Consider the following 18,872-nt stretch of genomic DNA (forward strand, 5'->3'; position numbering starts at 1 on the left):
GGGGGTCTACATCCGGGACACGCCGTGAATACGTCCCTGTAGGCTCGACTGCCGCATCCCTCGGCTTTGGCATCCTGCGTCGCTCTACCTCCTGCGTCCATGCAGTCGTGCGGCAAACGGTCCCGGATGTAGACCCCCGGCCTTGTCGATTCGCTGGGCACCTCCGCTATTACCTGCAAGCCTTCCCTTGATGGCATACTGTGGCGACCCGATATTGTCGAGGAGCTGGGTGTGTCGTTTGTGTTCTGGACCCGCTGGTCACTGAAAGATCTTTCATTTCTGTTGGTCACCCTGGCGTTGATTGCGTTTTTGGGGTTGGCCGCTCGTCTGCTCCCGGATGTGTCCAATGCTGGGGTTCTTATGCTCTGGTTGTTGGTGGCGGCAGCGCTCACAGTGCCCTTGCTTTGGAAGGCCCGGCGCAAGCGTCGGGGCGTGCTCAAGGCCTTTGTTCGCCCTCGGAGCCCTCTGTATCGCTGGTTGCGGGGTGGGGTGTTGATGTTGTTGCTGCGATTCTCGCTGGCGTTGGTGTTGAGCGCGGTCTTGCTGACCGGACTGGCACGCATGGAAGCGGTGGCGTTGTTTTGGTTGGCGCTGCTATTGGCGCCGCTTTGGGTGAAGTTGCATGGACTGGTGCGCGGGCGTCTGGTACACCATGTGCAGCGCTATTTTCTGGTTTATATCACGGCCCAATGGCTGTTTTGGGGCACGGGGATGGGTGTCCTGGTCGCTATCGGTATTCTGGGTTTTTACACGCCGGTGCCGGATCTGCAGGAGGTTGAGTTGGCCTCGGCGCTGGCTTGGTCGACCCGTCAGGTGAGTGTGTATAGCCCGTGGCTTGGGGAACTTCTGGCATTACTCACGGTATTGGAAACCACGCTCTACTGGCTGGCGCAAAATCTTGCGCGCGATACTATCTGGTTACTCAAATTGCTTATTTGGGGCATACTGATCCTCAGAGATTGGCTCTTTATCTGGCCCCTGCTGTTGCTCCTGCAGTTGGGCTACATTGGGGTATATGACCGTGACCGACACCGCCATGAACACCGAGACTGACTCAGCGGACCCGCGCCGTGGCTACCGGGCGCGGCGTCGCCTGTTGGTAGGGCTGCTGCTCCTGCTTGGGGGCCTATTGTTCTGGGAGGGCCTGGGGCGGGGGCCCGTCAGCTGGCTGTTTCCGCCGATGATTCAGGTCACCCTGGACGGTCAGAACTATCGCGTGCCGGAAGCCGAACTGCAGCGCATTCTGCAGGATAACCCCGCGAATCACCCCGACTTTATCGAGCAGCAACTCGCCGCCCTGGACGAGGAGCTGGCGGGCTCTATCAATGCCCTCTACGACGCCGCGCAAGCGCGAATTCCCGATTACCTGGACTGGCATTATTCGGTGCGCGGCAATGTGACCCGGGCGACGCTCTGGGGCGTTTCCCGTCTCGGTATTGGCGAGCGGGATTACCCCGACGCGGTGTATCGGGAGCGTTTGCTGGGCGGTGACGACCATTGGGAGCAGCAGGTTGCGGGGCTTGTGGATCAGGTGGAGGAGGGCTACCGGGCTGTCGCACGGGACTATGCCTCCGAATCCCGGCACTGGATCGAGACACAACTGGCGCCGTTTCGTCAGGATGCACCTGATACGGACGCGAGCGTCACGCTGGACCTGAATCGGGCGCTGTTGTTCGAGGGTGATATGTTTGAGTTTCAGGCAGCGGCCCATCGGGCATTCGTCTCAGGTGGTGCCAGTTTTCTGGTGTCGGCAGGTGTGGCCCAGCGTTTGATGGCCGCCCGAGCGACCCGGGCTGCGGCGGTCAGGGTAGGGGCTGCGGGGGCTTCCCGTACCGCCGCCCGCGCGGGTAGTCGGGGTATTGGGGCTGCCGCTGCGACGCCTTGTCTGGCAACGGGCCCGGCTGCCGCGGTGTGTGTTGGTACCGTGTTTGTGGCTACGATCGCTATTACCGAGGTGGCATTGATTTACGCCGATGAGGTGCTCAATCGCGATGAGTACGAGCAGGCATTGCTCGCGGAGCTTCAGCGCCTGCGGAAGCAGACTCTGGCGCAGGCCGCCGAGGCCAGTGCCGCCGTGCGTGTGGCGCACGCACAGGTGCCCGAGGAATTTGAGCGTCGTATTCGGCCAGTGGATTTGCTGTAGGCAGGGGGGAGCCGATCCGGCGTCGGATCGGCGGGGTGACTCAGAGATCGCCGACCATATGATCGATGGCGGCTTTGAGTTCGGCATCGCTGCAGTTGCCGCAAGCTCCGCGCGGGGGCATGGCTTGCAGTCCGCTGATGGTGTTGGCGAGCAGGGTGTCCTTACCTGCTGACAGGCGATCCTGCCAATCGGCGGCGTCGTTGGGTTTGGGGGCGTTGAGAATGCCGGGGTTGTGGCAAGCGGCACAGAATTGTTGATAAACCTCGCTGCCACTGCGTTCGGCAAGTGCGGCTGAGGCGCTAAAAAGGGTGACCAGGCCGGCCAAGGCCGCGGCTTTCCATTGAGTCTGCAACATGGGGGCTCCTGTTGTCGTAAAGGGCTTATTATCCATTGTATCGGTCACTCGCGTTCGCGAGCGGCGTCAAATTAGCAGATATTCACTGTCTGTGGCAGTGGGCTTTGCAAAAACTTGCGTTTGTAAGCATCCATCCGCGCTATCGGTGCCGCTATACTGCCGTTTTAACTTTCAAGGAGCTGTATTGTATATGAACGTTCTTTCACGCGCGCTGGCGTGTTTGCTGTTATCGACGGCTGGTCCCCTGGCCACGGCGGACCCGGTACCCCTGAGTCTTGCGCCCGGCGTTTTTGATCCGGAGCAACCGGACACTCTGGGGCTCAGCGCTGCGCCTGGCGCGCGCACGTTCACCGTTTACCGCCCGGGAGAGTCCGATTACCGCTATAACCACGGCGCGGTGCTCACCGCTTTTCGGGGCAGGCTGTACGTGCAGTGGCAGAGTTCACGCACTGATGAGGACGCGCCGGAAACCGAGGTGCGCTATGCGATCAGCGATGACGGCGGCGAAACCTGGAGTGAGCCACGTTTGTTGGCGGGCCCCCGAGCCGATACGGTAATCACCAATGGCGGCTGGTGGAGCGACGGTGAAACCCTGGTGGCCTACCTCAACATCTGGCCCGCCGATCAATCCCCCCGGGGCGGGCACGCCGAGTATCTGCTCAGTGAGAATGGCCTCGACTGGGGCGAGCCGCGCCCGCTGTTGAGCGCTGACGCCGAGCCCGTCTTGGGCGTTATTGAGCAGGACATGCGAGCACTGGCCTGTGGCCGTATTCTCACGGCGGTGCACACCCAGCCCGGTCTGATTCTCAAACCCTACTACACCAATGACCCGCTGGGGATTGGGGGTTGGCGTGCAGGTGCGCTTGAGAACCTGGCCCACAACGGTGAAATAAGTCGGGAGCTGGAGCCCAGTTGGTATCAGCGCGAAGATGAGTCGATAGTAATGGTGTTTCGCGATCAGGGCAGCAGCCACCGGATTCTTGCGGCGGAAAGCCGCGATTTGGGCGCTACCTGGAGCCAGCCGGTGGAAACCAACTTCCCGGACTCACGCTCCAAGCAAAGCGCCGGCAACCTGCCCGATGGGCGGGTGTTTCTGGTCAATAATCCCCGCGATAGCCGCGACCGACTGCCCCTGGTGATCAGCCTCAGTGATGACGGTCATACCTTTGATCGCGCCTACTGGGTACGCGCTGGCGGTGAAGACATGCAAGCCTGGCGCTACCCGGGACGCTACAAGCGCGAGGGTTACAGTTACCCCAAAAGCTACGTGCATCAGGGCGTCATCTACGTGGCGTACACCACGAACAAAGAAGATGTGGAGGTTACCCGGATACCGGCTGAAGGCTTGTAAGGGTGTCCATCAGGAGGGAGACCTTGTCCAGGCTCTCCTGATACTCCTGCTCGGCGACGGAATCGGCGACGATGCCGCCGCCGCCCCAACAGTGGATTCGCTCGCGGTCACACACCAGGGTGCGGATGGTGATGCTGGTGTCCATCTGTCCGTCGGCGCTCAGATACCCCAGGCTACCGCAGTAGGCATGGCGCCGCGTCGGCTCCAGCTCCTCGATGATTTCCATGGCGCGGATCTTGGGTGCCCCAGTGATGGAGCCGCCAGGAAAAGCGCCGCGCAACAGGTCCAGCGGTTGCGCGCCCGGGTTGAGCACGCCGGTGACGGTGCTCACCAGGTGGTGGACGTTGGCAAAGCTTTGCAGCTCAAACAGCCTGGGTGTGCGTACCGTGTGGCAGTGTTTGCTCAGGTCGTTGCGCAGCAGGTCCACGATCATCAGGTTCTCCGCCCGGTCCTTGAGGCTCGCCTGCAGAGACTCGGCATTGGCCTGATCGCTGGCGCTGGTTTTACCTCGGGGCAGGGTGCCCTTGATGGGCTGGGTTTCCACTTGTCCGGCGCGGCACTGGATAAAGCGTTCAGGTGATAGGCTGATCACAGCGCCCTGATCGAGGGGCATAAAACCCGAAAAAGGCGAGGGTAAGGCGGCGCGCAAGGCCAGGAAAGCCGTCAGTGGGTCGCCGTCAAAGCGGGCGCTAAAGCGCTGGGCGTAGTTGACTTGGTAGCAGTCTCCGGCGTGAATGTAGGCGCGGATACGGTCGATATTTTTCATGTAATATTCGACATTAATATTATTTTTAAAGTCACTGATATTAAAAGGATTTATGGTATCAGTTAAGAGGGGTTTTAAGTCGTGGAACCGTCGGATTTCTGACGCATCCGTGCCTGGCAATGCCACCAGCCAGGCAACTTTTTCCCGGTGATCCTGAACGATTGCCCAAGGGTAAATGCCTACCTGCATATCCGGCTGATCAATATCCTGAACAGCCTTATCAGGCAGTCGCTCCAAGTGCCGCCCGAGGTCGTACCCGAAGAGCCCGATGGCTCCGCCGCAGAAGGGCAGTTCGGTCAGCCCGGCACAGGGGGGCGGCAGCTGGGCCTGCAGTAGCGCAAAAGGGTCACCGGTCAGCGTCTGGCTCGTCGCGCGCCCACGTGTGCGCAATTCGGTACACGGGCCACGGGTAATCAGGAGGCGCTCCGGATCGGCCGCCAGAATGTCGTAACGGCCATAGCTACTGCCCGGTCGACCGCTGTCCAGCCATACCGGGTGGGGCAGATGGCGCAGGGCGGCATACCAGTCCCGGGAGTCGGGTCGATAGGGCAGCGTAATGGCATTAGCCTGGGATTGCATGGGCAGCCTTGATTGACAGGAAAAAAACAACGGTGGGCATTTTACCTGAAAGCGCGGGCTCCCGGCAGCGCTGTTGCAGTTTTGTCGGGCTGCGCCTAGGATGATGCACTTCTTTGGTGCAGTGCGTGAGGAACAGGATCCATGCTCCACTGGTTAATGCGGCTGCGCAGCGTGCTCGGTTTGGAGTCGAGCACCACGGGTCACGGCGAGAAACTGATTTCGGCCCTGGGGGCGGCTCTTGGGATTCTCGCCGTTTACTGGCTGTCGCGCTGGTATCTCGACAGTACGGGCAGTTTGCTGATGGTCGCGTCTATGGGGGCCACTGCGGTGCTGGTATTTGCGGTGCCGCACGGTCAGCTGTCTCAGCCGTGGTCGGTTGCTATGGGCCATCTGTTGTCGGCGGCGGTCGGGATCAGCTGTCAGAAGCTTTTCCCCGATGTGCCGTGGAGTCCGGCTCTGGCTGTGGGCCTGGCGGTCGCCGCGATGCACTATGGGCGTTGCATTCACCCGCCCGGCGGGGCGACGGCGTTGACGGTAGTGATTGGCGGGCCAGATGTGCACGCGCTCGGCTATCAGTTTCTGGCGACACCTTTGGCACTCAATATCCTGGCAATTTTGCTGGTCGCCGCGGCTTTCAACAGCTTGTTCCCCTGGCGCCGCTATCCCGCCTATTTTGCCCGTCGCGCGAGCGTGCACCCTGCGCCAGAACAATCGCTCTCGGGAGAGCAGATTACCCACGAAGACTTCGCAGCGGCGATGGCGGAGGTCAACTCCTATCTCGATATCACCGCGGAGGATCTGGTCGAGCTGTTTCACGCTGCGCAAGCACACGCCCGCGTCAGCGGCGAGCACCCGCAGGGGATTGTACCCGGTGCCAGTTACAGCAACGGTCGGGTTGGACGGTACTGGAGCATTCGACAAGTGATTGATGTGCCGGCCGCCGTGACCGATGACCCTGAGCAGGAGCAGCTGATCTACAAGGTGCTGGCAGGCGATGGGGCTTATGCGACCGGTATCTGCTCGCGTGCGGAGTTTCAGCGCTGGGCGCGGTTTGAGGTTGTCGAGAGCCAGGGGCGCTGGCTGCGGGCTAACCGCGGCTAGTCGCTCGCGCTTTCCAGGTCCGGATCGAGACGCCGATAGACCCACGCCAGGCTGTGGTCACGCAAACTGACAGGCTCGCGGCTGTAGCGGATACCCAGGCGTTCGTACCGGTCCAGACGCAGCAGCTCCCGGCTGCTGACCCGCAGGATATAGCCTTCGACTTTGGCGCCCGGCTCGGGTGTCAGATCCAGCCCATCGCGGCGATAGTTGTCGAGTACCGCCGGTTCAGCGCTGCCGGCGCGCCCGGTCACGAGCCAGCGCACCGGGGCCCAGGTCAGGGTGCCGTAGACAAACACCTTGTGTGGCTCGTCGCTTTGTACGGGAATAAAATCCTCAGGATGGTCAAAGCCCCAGGGGCTCATAAAGACCCGCCACCAGTTACCCGCTAAAATCAATGCTAGGCTTAGAATGACGAGACTGACCGTCAGGCGTTTCGAGAGTCGCACACGGGGCTCCTTGAAACCGTGGTGTATGATAGTTAATCCGCAAAAACGTACAGGACTGAGTATGGCAGCAGGTTTGCAGGAACTCCAAATGCCCCCGATGCGCCGGACCGAAGAGGGCGCCGAACGCCGGGTCGGGATTGAATTGGAGATGAGTGGGTTATCATTGGATGAACTCACCCGCGTCGTGGCACGCCAGTTGGGGTTGGACGCAAGTAAAAAAGGTCGCTATGAGCGGGTACTGAGTGGTGACCCGGCCGGTGATTGGGTCATTGAGCTGGATTTTGATTTACTGAAAAAAATGGGCCGCGAGGAGCGCGACCCGGAAGACTTTATCAGTGATCTGGAAGAGGCGGCTGAAAGTCTGTTGCACTGGGGGGCGGAACAGCTGGTGCCGGTCGAGGTGGTGAGTCCGCCGCTGCCGCTCAGTCGTCTGGGCGAGGTTGAGGGGCTTATTGTGCGCCTGCGCGAAAAGGGTGCCCTGGGGACGGCGGGCAATATGCTCTATGCGTTTGGAATGCAGTTCAACCCCGAGGTGCCCTCACTCAAGGCGGAGGCGATTAGGGATTACCTGAAAGCCTTTCTGTGCCTCTACGACTGGCTGCACAAGCGTGCCAAGGTCAACTTGACCCGGCGCCTGACCACCTATGTCGATCCTTTTCCTGCGGATTATGTGCGTCAGGTGGTCGACCCCGATTACAGCCCGACCCTTGAACGACTTATCGACGATTATCTGGCGGACAACCCGACCCGAAACCGGGCCCTGGATATGCTGCCGCTGTTCAGTCATCTGGATGATAAGCGGGTCCGGCGCCAGGCCGCTGACCCGCTTATCAAGGCCCGGCCAACGTTCCACTACCGCTTGCCCAACTGCGAGATTGAAAAACCCGGATGGGGGCTCTACGAAGCGTGGAACGACTGGGTCGAGGTAGAGCGTTTGGCGGAAGACAAGACGCGCCTTCAAGGCTGTTGCGCCGCCTACAGCAAGCACCTGGATCAAACCCTGCATTTTTCTGCCCAATGGATCAAAACCCTGGAGCAACAATGGCTGAAGTAACGCCCGTCATTGGTATCACCGGGCCGCGCAAGCGCGCTCTGATGCCCCGGTTGTTGGTAGCGCTGGTCACCCGCTGGTATGGGGCCAAGGCCGTGCAGTTGCGCCCCGGCGATCCGGTGGACTTCAGTGAGTTTGACGGCATCGTAGTGACCGGAGGTCACGATGTCGACCCGGTGCTCTACGCGGCGGAGCCGGAAGTGCATCCGCGCTATGATCAGGAGCGTGACGCTTTCGAAAGCGAGGCCATCGATTGGGCGGTAAAGCATCACTTGCCGCTGCTGGGTATTTGCCGGGGCGCACAGCTGCTCAATGTGCGTCTGGGGGGAAGCCTGTTTCAGGAACTGCGCTCGCGTCGCCAGAAGACCTCGAATCGCTGGACCATCCTGCCGCTGAAAACCCTCAAGGTTTGCGGGCCGTCGAAGCTAGCGCGTTTGCTGCACTGTGAGCGCTGCAAAATTAACAGTCTACACAACCAGGGCATCGATCAGTTGGGCGAAGGGTTGATGGTCACTGGTCGGGATCTCGACGGTATCGTCCAGTCGGTGGAGCAACCGGATTACCCCTTTCTGCTTGGGGTGCAGTGGCACCCGGAATTTCTGATTCTCAATCGCCGTCAGCGGCGCCTGTTTGGCGCCTTGGTGGAGGTGGCCCGAAAGCGTACCGAGGCCGCGATTAGCGCGGCGGAACGCTGACAAATGCGTACAATTACTTACAGCTTTGAGGGAGGGGATTTGTTAGCCTGCGCAACACTGGATCAACGTTTTTTTTTAAGGGCTAACCCATGAAGAAGATCACAACCCGTTTGGCAGGTGCCTGCGTGCTGTCACTGGTGGCGATGACCGCCAATGCCACCATTGTTCAGTTCCAAACCGTACTTGGAGACTTTGAGGTCAACCTGTTTGACGAAATCACCCCGGAAACCGTGGGCAACTTTCTCGAATACGTGGAGGAGGGGGCCTACACCGAAAGTTTCTTCCATCGCTCCGTCTCCGGATTTATTGTTCAGGGCGGAGGCTATCTGTACGATCAGGATACCGAGGAATCGCTCAAGGTGTCTGAGATAGACGCTCGCCCAGCGGTCGTCAACGAGCCCTTACTGTCGAATCAGAAAGGCACCATCGCCATGGCCAAGCGGGGCAATAATCCCAACAGTGCCACCTCGCAGTGGTTTTTTAATCTCGGTAACAACAGCGCCAACCTGGACCGACAGAACGAAGGTTTTACCGTGTTTGGTCAGGTGAGCGAAGAGGGGTTGGAAATTCTCGAGGCTATTAACGAACTTTATCTGGTCAACGCCGGTGTACCGTTCGACAGTTTGCCCTTGCGAGATTACGGTGATGACGAGCTGGAGGAAGGGGTCACCATTACCCACGAGCATCTGGTCATGGTCAACGCCATTGTCGTGCTCGACGGCGCATCGGATACCGCCGCTGATCTGGACCCCATGCCCACCACCTATGAACCCTCTTCATCCTCGTCTGGCAGCACCAACGTGCTGTTTCTCGCCCTGTTGGCGCTGCTCGCCACCGGCCGGTTTATTCCTGGATACCGCCGCGGGTAAGTCGAGCCGGGTCGAGCAGGCGCTCCAGCTCGTCCCGGCTCAAGTCGGTCTCTTCTTCCGCCACTTCGACAATCGCACGCCCTTCGTTGTAGGCTTTTTTGGCGATGGCGGCCGCTTTGGCATAGCCGATAACCGGGTTGAGTGCGGTGACCAAAATCGGGTTCTTCGCCAGCGGCGCGTTGAGGTTGTCGGTGCGGACCTCAAAGCCGGCGATGGCGCTGTCGGCCAGGGCCCGGCTGCCGTTGCTCAGCAGGGTGACGCTCTGGAGCAGGTTGTGGGCCACCAGCGGTAGCATCACATTCAGCTGGAAGTTGCCGGACTGACCGGCGACGGTAATCGCCGTGTCGTTGCCCATGACCTGGGCGGCGGTCATGGCGACCGCCTCGGGAATAACCGGGTTGACCTTGCCAGGCATGATTGACGAGCCCGGCTGCAGAGCGGGTAGGGCAATCTCGCCGAGCCCGGCGAGCGGGCCGGAATTCATCCAGCGCAGATCATTACTGATTTTCATCAGGCTTACCGCCAGGGTTTTCAGGTGGCCGGATAAGGCCACAGCGGTATCCTGGCTGGCGATAGCGGCAAACAGGTTATCGTTGGGCGCGAGGGCCAGCTTGCAGTTTTCGCTCAGTTGCCGGGCAAAGCGCTCTGCAAAGGCCGGGTGGGCATTGATACCTGTGCCCACGGCGGTGCCCCCTTGGGCGAGGCACAGCAGTTGCGGCAAGAGGGCGCTCAGGCGCGTACGGTTGTCGGCGATTTGCGCCGCCCAGCCACCCAGCTCCTGAGCCAGGGTTACGGGCATGGCATCCATCAGATGAGTGCGTCCGGTTTTGACCTGATGGCCAACAGATTCTGCTTTATTTTCAATGGTTTCCTGAAGGTACTTCAACGCCGGCTGAAGTTCATTTTCGAGCGCCAGGGCCGCGCTCAGGTGAATCGCCGTAGGGATGGTGTCGTTGCTGCTCTGGCTCATATTGACCTGGTCATTGGCGCTCACCGGTTGCCCGGCGTGGCCGCTGGCCAGGTGCGCGAGCACCTCATTGACGTTCATGTTGGTGCTGGTGCCGGAACCGGTCTGGAACACGTCCACGGGGAACTGGTCATCGTGGCGCCCGGCCAGCACCGAGTCGGCAGCCCAGACAATGGCTTCGGCGATGCGCGGCTCCAGCAGTTCCAGGCCGGCGTTCACCTGGGCGGCGGCTTTTTTGATCTGCACAACCGCCGCAATAAAGCCCGGGGGCATACGCTGGCCGCTGAGCTTGAAGTTGTCGACGGCCCGTTGGGTTTGGGCCCCGTATTGGGCGTCTCGGGGGACCTGGACATCGCCCATGCTGTCGGTTTCGGTGCGGTACTGGGTCATGAACGCTCCTGGTGTGTAGGTGGCTGGACTCTAGACCTGAGTGTAGCGGTTTAACACGCTGACGATCTGCGGGTGGTAGCTACTGCCGAACAGGTTGAGATGATTGAGCAGGTGGTAGAGGTTGTAGAGCGGAACACGGGACTCCCAATCCGGCGCCAAGGGGCGATGAGCCAGATAGGCCTGGTAGAAGCGGGGGTGGAAGCCGCCGAACAGCCGGGTCATGGCGAGTTCTGCTTCGGCCCAGCCCCAGTGGGCCGCCGGGTCTATCAGCACCGGGTTGCCATCCGGGTCGCTGTGAATATTGCCCACCCAGAGGTCACCGTGGATCAGCGATGGGGGCTGCACAGGGATCAATGACGGCAGGCGTTCGCACAGTCGTTCGATGGCCTCGACCTCCGCCTCGCTCAGTCGACCGTACTCCAGTGCCATGCCGGCCTGGTAGCGCAGCCGGTAATCGGCAAAAAAACGGTAGCCATCCTGAGTGTGCGGGTTGGGCTGAGGCGTGCGCCCGCAAAAATTGTCTCCCGTGAACCCGAAGCCTGGTACCGGCTGAGCGTGAAGGGCCGCCAGTTGTTCGCCCAGCCGCTCCCAGTAATGACCGCCGGTGCCACTGGGCTCGATATATTCCAGCGCGATAAAACTGTGAGTGACGGTGTAAACCTGCGGTACTCGAATGCAGTCCGTGGCGGCAATCGCGCGCAGGCCTGTGGCCTCAGCCTCAAAGAAGTGGTCGGGGGCCGAGGGTTCCTGTTTGATGCAGAGGTCTTCGCCCGTACTGGTGCGAATCAGCTCGGTCTGGCAGATGTCGCCCCCCGACAGCGGGTGGCGCTCGACGATATCCCCGTGGCCGGTTTCGGCCAGCCACTGGGTCAGTTCTCGGCTCACAGGCAGGCTCCTTTAGCCAGTCAGTCGCAGGTTTATGGTATGGTTAGGGGCTTAGCGCCGTTCAGGTATTTGGGGAGTTTTGCCGTATGTCCAAGCCGTTTACCGTTGCCAGCCCATTTGACCCTGCCGGGGATCAGCCCAAGGCCATCGCCGGGTTGATCCAGGGCGTCGAAGCCGGACTGGCGCACCAGACCCTGCTGGGGGTCACCGGCTCAGGCAAAACCTTCACCATTGCCAACGTGATCGAGGCGGTTCAGCGTCCCACTTTGATTATGGCACACAATAAAACCCTTGCGGCTCAGCTCTATGGAGAGTTCAAGGAGTTCTTCCCGCACAATGCGGTCGAGTATTTTGTCTCCTACTACGATTACTATCAGCCCGAGGCCTACGTGCCCTCGTCGGATACCTTTATCGAGAAAGACGCCTCGGTGAACGAACATATCGAGCAGATGCGCCTGTCTGCCACCAAGGCACTGATGGAGCGCAAGGATGCGATTGTGGTGGCGACGGTATCGTCCATCTACGGTCTGGGCGACCCGGAAGCCTACCTGAAGATGGTGCTGCACCTGGTGCGCGGGGAACGGGTCGATCAGCGCACCTTGTTGCGCCGCCTGGCCGAGCTGCAGTACACCCGCAACGACATGGATTTTCACCGGGCCACCTATCGGGTGCGCGGCGATGTGATCGATATCTTTCCGGCCGACTCTGATGAAGAGGCGGTGCGGGTCGAGCTGTTTGACGACGAAATCGAGCAGATCAGTGTCTTCGATCCGCTTACCGGCGAGGTAAGGCACAAGCTGCCGCGCTTCACTGTATACCCCAAATCCCACTATGTGACCCCGCGCGAGCAGATTCTCGACGCCATTGAACACATCAAGGTGGAGCTGCAGGAGCGGCTGAAGCAGCTGCGTGACAACGACAAGCTGGTGGAAGCCCAGCGCCTGGAGCAGCGCACCCGCTATGACCTGGAAATGATGCAGGAGCTGGGTTACTGCAACGGTATTGAAAACTACTCCCGCTACCTGTCCGGGCGCGACCCGGGTATGGCGCCGCCGACCCTGTTCGATTATTTGCCGCCGGAGTCGCTCTTGGTCATCGACGAGTCGCACGTCACGATTCCGCAGATTGGGGCCATGTACAAAGGCGACCGCTCGCGCAAGGAAACCCTGGTGGAATACGGTTTCCGTTTGCCCTCGGCGCTCGACAACCGGCCCATGCGCTTCGATGAGTGGGAACGGATTGCACCCCAGATGATCTTTGTCTCGGCCACGCCGGGCGTGTACGAGGGGGAGCATGCCGGTCAGGTGGTGGAACAGGTCGTGCGTCCGACGGGTCTGGTCGATCCGGAAATCGAGGTGCGCCCGGCGGGCACCCAGGTGGATGACGTGCTCTCGGAAATCCGGCTGCGCGCTTCCGCCGACGAGCGCATTCTGGTGACGGTGCTCACCAAACGTATGGCAGAGGACCTGACCGACTATCTGAGCGAGCACGGGGTCCGGGTGCGCTATCTGCACTCGGATATCGACACCGTGGAGCGGGTGGAGATCATCCGCGACCTGCGTATGGGGGAGTTCGATGTGTTGGTGGGTATCAACCTGTTGCGCGAGGGGCTGGATATGCCGGAAGTGTCTCTGGTGGCAATCCTCGATGCCGATAAAGAGGGCTTTTTGCGCTCCGAGCGATCGTTGATTCAGACCATTGGTCGGGCGGCACGCAACCTCAAAGGCAAGGCCATTCTCTACGCCGACCGCATTACCGGCTCTATGCAGCGGGCTATCGATGAAACCGATCGGCGCCGGCAAAAGCAGCTGGCGCACAACGAAGAGCACAATGTGACCCCCATCGGAATCAAAAAGCGGGTCGCGGATATTATGGAAGGTGCCCATATTCCGGGGGCTGGCGGTGGTCGCCATGGAAGGGGGCGGGCGGCCGTGGCCGAAAGAAAGGGGCGCTACGCTGTACAGCCTGAAGACGGTGGCGATGTCTGGCAGCAGCTTGAAAAGCTTGAGCAGGCCATGTTCCAGGCGGCCAAGGATTTGGAGTTCGAGGAAGCCGCTCGTCTGCGTGATGAGATTCACCGGTTGAAGGGCAGGGCACTGGCGGTTTAATCTGCTGGCATCGACAGCCGGAAGTCACTAGAATGTTAAGAAAAGTTAATTCTATAATAGCGTAGCAAGTATTTGGGGGCTGCCGTGACCAAGATTCTCGTAGTAGATGACCACGACCTGGTGCGTATGGGTATCGTGCGTATGCTTGCCGATGTGCCGGGCTATGCCGTGGTAGGCAGTGCCAAGAGTGGTGAGCAGGCGGTGAGCCTGGCCCGTGAGCTGCTGCCCGATGTGGTGCTGATGGATGTCAAAATGCCGGGTATGGGGGGGCTTGAAGCCACGCGCAAGTTGCTGGCGATTCAGCCGGCCATGAAAATTGTGGCTGTGACCGCCTGCGACGACAATATGTATCCCACCCGTCTGATGCAGGCCGGTGCCGTCGGTTACGTCACCAAGGGCGCAGAATTTACGGAGATCACCCAGGCCATCGACAAAGTGGTGGCGGGTGAGCTGTATATGAGCAGCAGCATTGCCCAGCAGTTGGCACTCAAAAATTTCGGCGGGGGTGGTTCCGATGCATCGCCCTTTGAAAAGCTCTCCCAGCGCGAACTGCAAACGGCACTGATGATTGCCAACGGTAAACGCGCTCAGGACATTGCCGATACCTTCTGCGTCAGCCCGAAAACCGTCAACAGCTATCGCTACCGGATATTCGACAAGCTGGGTATCAACAGTGATGTTGAACTGACTCTCCTGGCGGTCAAACACAACGTACTCGACCCCGAAGCGGTGGTTTAATCCGTTTCCCCGCGCATGACCTTCACCCCGCCAAAGGTGGCTATTAACCCGTAGACGGCCAGCGCTACCAGCATCGCGGGCATCAGCTCATAAACGTACGCCTGGATTACCGTGTAGTGGCTGATCAGGTAGGCAATCACCCCCGCCAGCATGATGGTGATGCATTGACCTTCAGTGGGCAGACGGTTGAATCGGTAGATCAACAGCAGAGGTGCAAAGGCCGAGGCCAGCAGTCCCCAAGCCAATATCACCAACTCGAAGACGCTGTCCTCCCCGTAAAGCGCAATCAGCAGCGCCACCGCCACCACGGTGAAGGTGGCAAACTTAGTGAACAGAAAATTGAGCGGGTTATCGGGGCGGACGTCTCGTGAAAGGGTCGCGGAACAGCTGATGACCAGCGAATCTGCGGTTGACATGGTGGCGGCGAACAGGCCCGCCAGCACCAGCCCCGCCAACAGCTCGGGCATCAATTCAACCGCCATGGTGGGCAGGGCAAGCTCACTGTCGAATTGATCCGTGTCGGTGATGATCAGTCGGGCCAGGAGGCCGACGACAATGGTTGCGCCATAGAAAAAAATAAACCAGCTGTAGTAGTAGGCCCGGACCTGATTGATCAACCTGGCATCGGTCAGGCTCATATAGCGGACCATCACCTGGGGCTGACCGACCACCCCGAAACCGGCAAACACCCACCCCAGAACGAAGAGTGCGCCGGAGTACCAGGTACTCCCCGGGGGAAACCAGTTCATGTAGCCGTTTTCCACCTCGTGGAGCGATGTCATCATCGGACTCCAGCCGCCCATGTGTTCCAGGGCCATCCACATCATCAGCGGCATGGCAACGACCATGACCATCGACTGTGCGGCATCGGTCCAGATGGAGGCGCGGATACCGCCGGCGAAGCTGTAGATCAATACGACCACGGCCCCGAGGATGGCCCCGGTGGAAAGCTCCCAATCCAGCAGCACGTGCAGGGCCTTGCTGCCGGCATTGAGCTGGGCGCCGGCGTAGGCGCCGAGAAAAATGAGGATCAGCAACCCGCTGAGGGTGCGCAAACGTTTGTAGTTCTGACCCCACCAGCGGCTGATCAGACCGCTGAACGAGTCCAGGTTCCGCTTGCCGGTGGTTTCGCGAATCGAGCGCCAGAGGGTGAGGGAGCCGATGTAATCCCCGAAGATCCAGCCTATCATCAGCCAGATGGAGGACAGGCCGTTAACGTAGGTAAACCCGATCATGCCGGTGAACATATAGCCGCTGTTATTGGTGGCCACGGCGGACAGTGCAACCAACCACGGTTTAATGCTCTGGCCCGCAGTCAGATAGTCGGCGGTGGTGCGCTTACTGGCCAGGACAGACAGGGCTCCGATCAGTACGAACACCAGAAGAAAAAAGAGAAAACTGGTGATCAACATACCCTAACAATAGTGGCAATTCTGGCAATGCGCAAAGACTGGCGGCCTGTCTTCACTTCCCTTGCGGTTTCCGTCACAATGCGGGACTGTTCTGCCTGCGACCTTTTTCTATGCGTAACTCCGCTGACCCAGACGCTTTTGACCCGACGCGCTTTCTCGCCAACGTAACCCAGCAGCCGGGGATCTATCAGATGCTCGGCGCCGATGGCAATATTCTCTATATCGGCAAAGCCAAAAACCTGAAGAAGCGCCTGGCGAGCTACTTCCGCAAAACCGGCCTGGCTCCCAAAACGGTGGCCCTGGTCAGTCGCATCGCCGATGTTGAAGTGACGGTTACCGCGAGCGAAACCGAGGCCCTGATTCTCGAACAGAATCTGATCAAGGCCAACCGGCCGCCCTACAATATCCTGCTGCGCGACGACAAATCCTACCCCTATATTTTCATGTCCTCGGGCGAGCCTTATCCGCGCCTGTCGTTTCATCGGGGGGCGAAGAAAAAGCGGGGCGAATTTTTCGGGCCGTTCCCCAATGTGGGTGCGGTGCGCGAGAGCCTCAATTTTCTGCAGAAAACCTTCAAGGTGCGCCAGTGCGAAGACAGCGTGTTCCGCAACCGCTCCCGTCCCTGCCTGCAATACCAGATCGACCGCTGCACGGCGCCTTGTGTTGAGTTCATATCACCGGAAGATTACGCCGATGACGTGCGCCATACGCGCATGTTTCTCACCGGGCAGAGCGATGCCCTGATGAGCGAGCTGGCCAATGAGATGGAGGCTGCCTCCGCCAATCTGGCCTTTGAGCGCGCGGCGCAGCTGCGCGATCAGATTACCGCGTTACGCACCATTCAGTCGCAACAGGTGATGGAAGAGGGCACCGGTGACCTGGATGTGGTTGCCGCCGTGGTTCAGGCGGGCATCGCCTGCGTGCATATGTTGTTTGTGCGCCAGGGGCGGATATTGGGCAGCCGCAGTTTTTACCCGAAAGTGTCGCTGGCGGAATCCGAGGCGGAAGTGCTCGATGCCTTCTTACCCCAATTCTATCTGGGGGGTGCCGGGCGCGATATCCCCCGCAGTATCATTACCAGTCATCCGCTCGGCGATGCCCAGGTGATAGCCGATGCCTTGCACCAGGCCCAGGGACGCCAGGTGCATGTGACCCACAGTGTGCGCACCCATCGGGCCAGTTGGCTGGAGATGGCACGCACCGCCGCCCAGCAGAATCTGACCGGGTATCTCAGCAGCCGCAAGAGCAGTCTCGACCGGTTTGTGGCGCTCCAGGAGGCCCTGGGGCTGGACGAAGTGCCCCAACGCCTGGAGTGTTTTGATATCAGTCACAGCAGCGGCGAACTGACGGTGGCCTCTTGTGTGGTGTTTGATACCCAGGGGCCGCTCAAGTCCGATTACCGGCGCTTTAATATCGACGGCATTACCCCCGGCGATGACTATGCCGCCATGGAGCAGGCTCTGCAGCGGCGCTATACCCGGCTGCAGAAAGGTGAGGGCAAGCTGCCGGACATTCTCCTGATCGATGGTGGCAAGGGGCAATTGGGCAAGGCCGAGGCTGTGTTGGCAGAGCTCGGGGTCAACGGTGTTCTGCTCATCGGGGTGGCGAAGGGGCCGACCCGTAAGGCGGGTCTGGAAACCCTGTATAATGCTGACACCGGCGCCGAAATCAACCTCAAGGCGGACGCTTCGGCCCTGCATCTGATTCAACACATTCGCGATGAGGCGCACCGGTTTGCCATTACCGGCCACAAACAGCGCCGGGACAAAAAACGCCGCACCTCGACGCTTGAGGATGTGCCCGGCGTGGGCGCCGCCCGGCGGCGTGAGCTGCTGCGCCACTTCGGCGGACTGCAGGAGATCCAGCGCGCCAGCGTCACTGATCTGGCCAAGGTCAAGGGCATCAGCCGGCACCTGGCGGAGGAAATCCATGGGTTTTTCCACAACGACTGAGTCCTGTAGTATCATCCCCGCAATCTGACTTGACGTTCACAGCCACAACAACCGGGACCGCTGTACATGACTCTGACCCTGGCCAACCAGCTAACACTGATCCGTATCGTGTTGATCCCTCTGTTCGTGGTGGTCTTCTACCTTCCGGTGAGCTGGGCCTACCTGGCAGCCGCAGCAATATTTAGCATTGCCGCGATCACTGACTGGCTGGATGGCTATGTGGCGCGCAAATATAATCAGAGCACGGCGTTTGGCGCCTTCCTGGATCCGGTTGCCGACAAGTTGATGGTGGTTATTGCCCTGTTGCTGCTGGTGGGACTGCACCACGACAAACCCTGGTTTGCCGGGGCGGCGGCGGTGATTGTCGGGCGCGAGATTGTCATTTCCGCGCTGCGCGAGTGGATGGCGGCGCTGGGTAAAAGCGCCAGTGTCGCGGTGTCCTATATCGGCAAAGTCAAAACCACTCTGCAGATGACCGCGATTATCGTACTGCTCACCAATCTGGCGATACTCCAGCTGTTGGGCTTTGTAGCCCTCGCGGGCGCGGCGGCACTGACCCTGTGGTCGATGATTTTGTACCTGAAAGCGGCCTGGCCACACCTGAAAGCCGGCAGCAAACTGGACGGCGAATAGCCAGGCTGACGGCTTTTTGAGCGCGCCCTACGATTTATCACGGGTTTTTAGCGTCACCGCTAGGATTTCCAAAAGTTTTTCGTTAGAATGCGCGCTCTCAAATAAGGCGCGATAGCAAAGTGGTTATGCTCTGGATTGCAAATCCAGCTAGGCCGGTTCGATTCCGGCTCGCGCCTCCACCTATTCCTCCCCGGCCCGGATGGTGAAATTGGTAGACACAAGGGATTTAAAATCCCTCGAACGAAAGTTCGTGCCGGTTCAAGTCCGGCTCCGGGCACCAAATTTCAGCATTTCCGAATGAACCCCGGCACTGCGTAGCTCCCTTGGCTCCGTCCTTGAACCGGTTCCCGGTTCAGGTGACTCGCGCTTCCCGCGCTCGGCCCTGCGGGCCAACTGCGTTGTCAATCGGCGCTCCCGGCGCCGCTTTCCGG

Annotated in this window: 17 protein-coding genes and 2 tRNA genes; 13 read left to right on the top strand and 6 right to left on the bottom strand. The window is 60.0% G+C overall.

The annotated features are described in order from the left end of the window. Nucleotides 1–231 precede the first annotated feature (231 nt). Nucleotides 232–1,053, top strand: coding sequence for a hypothetical protein (locus DKW72_RS03325; RefSeq protein WP_157960379.1), 822 nt, complete (start codon nt 232–234; stop codon nt 1,051–1,053). After that, on the top strand, nt 1,022–2,143 hold the full coding sequence (locus tag DKW72_RS03330; protein ID WP_198411196.1) for a hypothetical protein: 1,122 nt from the start codon (nt 1,022–1,024) through the stop codon (nt 2,141–2,143). Before DKW72_RS03325 ends, DKW72_RS03330 begins: the two co-directional genes overlap by 32 nt. Nucleotides 2,144–2,183: 40 nt before the next feature. On the opposite strand, the gene DKW72_RS03335 is transcribed toward DKW72_RS03330, so the two are convergent. Next, nucleotides 2,184–2,498 (bottom strand): c-type cytochrome, encoded by a 315-nt coding sequence (locus DKW72_RS03335; protein WP_157960380.1) that lies wholly within the window; start codon nt 2,496–2,498, stop codon nt 2,184–2,186. Between the two features lie 190 nt (nt 2,499–2,688). Between DKW72_RS03335 and DKW72_RS03340 the strand changes: the two genes are divergently transcribed. Beyond that, nucleotides 2,689–3,849 carry a sialidase family protein gene (locus DKW72_RS03340; protein WP_111640873.1) on the top strand — a complete coding sequence of 387 codons (1,161 nt, stop codon included), beginning with the start codon at nt 2,689–2,691 and terminating at the stop codon, nt 3,847–3,849. On the opposite strand, the gene pabB is transcribed toward DKW72_RS03340, so the two are convergent. Beyond that, nucleotides 3,821–5,194 carry an aminodeoxychorismate synthase component I gene (gene pabB / locus DKW72_RS03345; protein WP_111640874.1) on the bottom strand — a complete coding sequence of 458 codons (1,374 nt, stop codon included), beginning with the start codon at nt 5,192–5,194 and terminating at the stop codon, nt 3,821–3,823. The two genes, DKW72_RS03340 and pabB, sit on opposite strands and share 29 nt — an antisense overlap. A 141-nt stretch (nt 5,195–5,335) precedes the next feature. Here pabB and DKW72_RS03350 point away from each other — a divergent pair, with 141 nt between their 5' ends. Beyond that, nucleotides 5,336–6,295, top strand: coding sequence for an HPP family protein (locus tag DKW72_RS03350; RefSeq protein WP_198411197.1), 960 nt, complete (start codon nt 5,336–5,338; stop codon nt 6,293–6,295). Here the strand turns inward: DKW72_RS03350 and DKW72_RS03355 are convergent. Then, nucleotides 6,292–6,741, bottom strand: a complete 450-nt coding sequence (locus DKW72_RS03355) for a gamma-glutamylcyclotransferase family protein (RefSeq protein ID WP_198411198.1) — start codon at nt 6,739–6,741, stop codon at nt 6,292–6,294. The two genes, DKW72_RS03350 and DKW72_RS03355, sit on opposite strands and share 4 nt — an antisense overlap. A gap of 61 nt (nt 6,742–6,802) precedes the next feature. On the opposite strand from DKW72_RS03355, the gene DKW72_RS03360 reads away from it, so the two are divergent. From DKW72_RS03360 to DKW72_RS03370, 3 genes are all read left to right on the top strand, one after another. Beyond that, the gene (locus DKW72_RS03360; RefSeq protein ID WP_111640877.1) at nt 6,803–7,795 is read left to right on the top strand and encodes an amidoligase family protein; all 993 of its coding nucleotides are present in this window, start codon (nt 6,803–6,805) and stop codon (nt 7,793–7,795) included. Beyond that, on the top strand, nt 7,783–8,487 hold the full coding sequence (locus tag DKW72_RS03365; protein ID WP_111640878.1) for a gamma-glutamyl-gamma-aminobutyrate hydrolase family protein: 705 nt from the start codon (nt 7,783–7,785) through the stop codon (nt 8,485–8,487). Before DKW72_RS03360 ends, DKW72_RS03365 begins: the two co-directional genes overlap by 13 nt. A gap of 89 nt (nt 8,488–8,576) precedes the next feature. After that, nucleotides 8,577–9,356, top strand: coding sequence for a peptidylprolyl isomerase (locus DKW72_RS03370; protein WP_111640879.1), 780 nt, complete (start codon nt 8,577–8,579; stop codon nt 9,354–9,356). Here the strand turns inward: DKW72_RS03370 and DKW72_RS03375 are convergent. Together DKW72_RS03375 and DKW72_RS03380 are read right to left on the bottom strand one after the other, a co-directional pair. Then, entirely contained in the window at nt 9,331–10,713 is a 1,383-nt protein-coding gene (locus tag DKW72_RS03375) for a class II fumarate hydratase (protein ID WP_111640880.1), read from the bottom strand. The two genes, DKW72_RS03370 and DKW72_RS03375, sit on opposite strands and share 26 nt — an antisense overlap. A 30-nt stretch (nt 10,714–10,743) precedes the next feature. Then, the gene (locus DKW72_RS03380) at nt 10,744–11,598 is read right to left on the bottom strand and encodes a fructosamine kinase family protein (RefSeq protein ID WP_157960381.1); all 855 of its coding nucleotides are present in this window, start codon (nt 11,596–11,598) and stop codon (nt 10,744–10,746) included. Nucleotides 11,599–11,684: 86 nt separating this feature from the next. Here DKW72_RS03380 and uvrB point away from each other — a divergent pair, with 86 nt between their 5' ends. Both uvrB and DKW72_RS03390 read left to right on the top strand, forming a co-directional pair. Continuing rightward, nucleotides 11,685–13,706, top strand: a complete 2,022-nt coding sequence (gene uvrB / locus DKW72_RS03385) for an excinuclease ABC subunit UvrB (protein ID WP_111640882.1) — start codon at nt 11,685–11,687, stop codon at nt 13,704–13,706. A gap of 84 nt (nt 13,707–13,790) precedes the next feature. Continuing rightward, a complete protein-coding gene (locus DKW72_RS03390) occupies nt 13,791–14,444 on the top strand; it encodes a response regulator (RefSeq protein ID WP_111640883.1) in 654 nt (217 codons plus the stop codon). Here DKW72_RS03390 and DKW72_RS03395 read toward each other — a convergent pair. Further along, complete coding sequence (locus DKW72_RS03395) at nt 14,441–15,856, bottom strand: sodium/proline symporter (protein ID WP_111640884.1); 1,416 nt, start codon at nt 15,854–15,856, stop codon at nt 14,441–14,443. The genes DKW72_RS03390 and DKW72_RS03395 overlap by 4 nt on opposite strands. A gap of 110 nt (nt 15,857–15,966) precedes the next feature. On the opposite strand from DKW72_RS03395, the gene uvrC reads away from it, so the two are divergent. The 4 genes from uvrC (at nt 15,967) to DKW72_RS03415 (ending at nt 18,721) form a co-directional block, all read left to right on the top strand. Then, the gene (gene uvrC / locus DKW72_RS03400; protein WP_111640885.1) at nt 15,967–17,808 is read left to right on the top strand and encodes an excinuclease ABC subunit UvrC; all 1,842 of its coding nucleotides are present in this window, start codon (nt 15,967–15,969) and stop codon (nt 17,806–17,808) included. Between the two features lie 72 nt (nt 17,809–17,880). Further along, nucleotides 17,881–18,441, top strand: coding sequence for a CDP-diacylglycerol--glycerol-3-phosphate 3-phosphatidyltransferase (gene pgsA / locus DKW72_RS03405; RefSeq protein WP_111640938.1), 561 nt, complete (start codon nt 17,881–17,883; stop codon nt 18,439–18,441). A gap of 105 nt (nt 18,442–18,546) precedes the next feature. After that, nucleotides 18,547–18,620 (top strand) — tRNA-Cys (locus tag DKW72_RS03410). Nucleotides 18,621–18,634: 14 nt separating this feature from the next. Further along, a tRNA-Leu gene (locus tag DKW72_RS03415) sits at nt 18,635–18,721 on the top strand. Nucleotides 18,722–18,872 lie beyond the last annotated feature (151 nt).

The sequence above is a fragment of the Marinimicrobium alkaliphilum genome (assembly GCF_003259155.1).
Classification (GTDB): Bacteria; Pseudomonadota; Gammaproteobacteria; order Pseudomonadales; family Cellvibrionaceae; genus Marinimicrobium_A; species Marinimicrobium_A alkaliphilum.

Coding starts and splice junctions, on each gene's coding strand:
- DKW72_RS03365 (WP_111640878.1), top strand. CDS start 7,783: ATGGCTGAAGTAACGCCCGTCATTGGTATCACCGGGCCGCGCAAGCGC.
- DKW72_RS03360 (WP_111640877.1), top strand. CDS start 6,803: ATGGCAGCAGGTTTGCAGGAACTCCAAATGCCCCCGATGCGCCGGACC.
- DKW72_RS03370 (WP_111640879.1), top strand. CDS start 8,577: ATGAAGAAGATCACAACCCGTTTGGCAGGTGCCTGCGTGCTGTCACTG.
- DKW72_RS03340 (WP_111640873.1), top strand. CDS start 2,689: ATGAACGTTCTTTCACGCGCGCTGGCGTGTTTGCTGTTATCGACGGCT.
- DKW72_RS03395 (WP_111640884.1), bottom strand. CDS start 15,856: ATGTTGATCACCAGTTTTCTCTTTTTTCTTCTGGTGTTCGTACTGATC.
- DKW72_RS03350 (WP_198411197.1), top strand. CDS start 5,336: ATGCTCCACTGGTTAATGCGGCTGCGCAGCGTGCTCGGTTTGGAGTCG.
- uvrB (WP_111640882.1), top strand. CDS start 11,685: ATGTCCAAGCCGTTTACCGTTGCCAGCCCATTTGACCCTGCCGGGGAT.
- DKW72_RS03335 (WP_157960380.1), bottom strand. CDS start 2,498: ATGTTGCAGACTCAATGGAAAGCCGCGGCCTTGGCCGGCCTGGTCACC.
- uvrC (WP_111640885.1), top strand. CDS start 15,967: ATGCGTAACTCCGCTGACCCAGACGCTTTTGACCCGACGCGCTTTCTC.
- pabB (WP_111640874.1), bottom strand. CDS start 5,194: ATGCAATCCCAGGCTAATGCCATTACGCTGCCCTATCGACCCGACTCC.
- DKW72_RS03375 (WP_111640880.1), bottom strand. CDS start 10,713: ATGACCCAGTACCGCACCGAAACCGACAGCATGGGCGATGTCCAGGTC.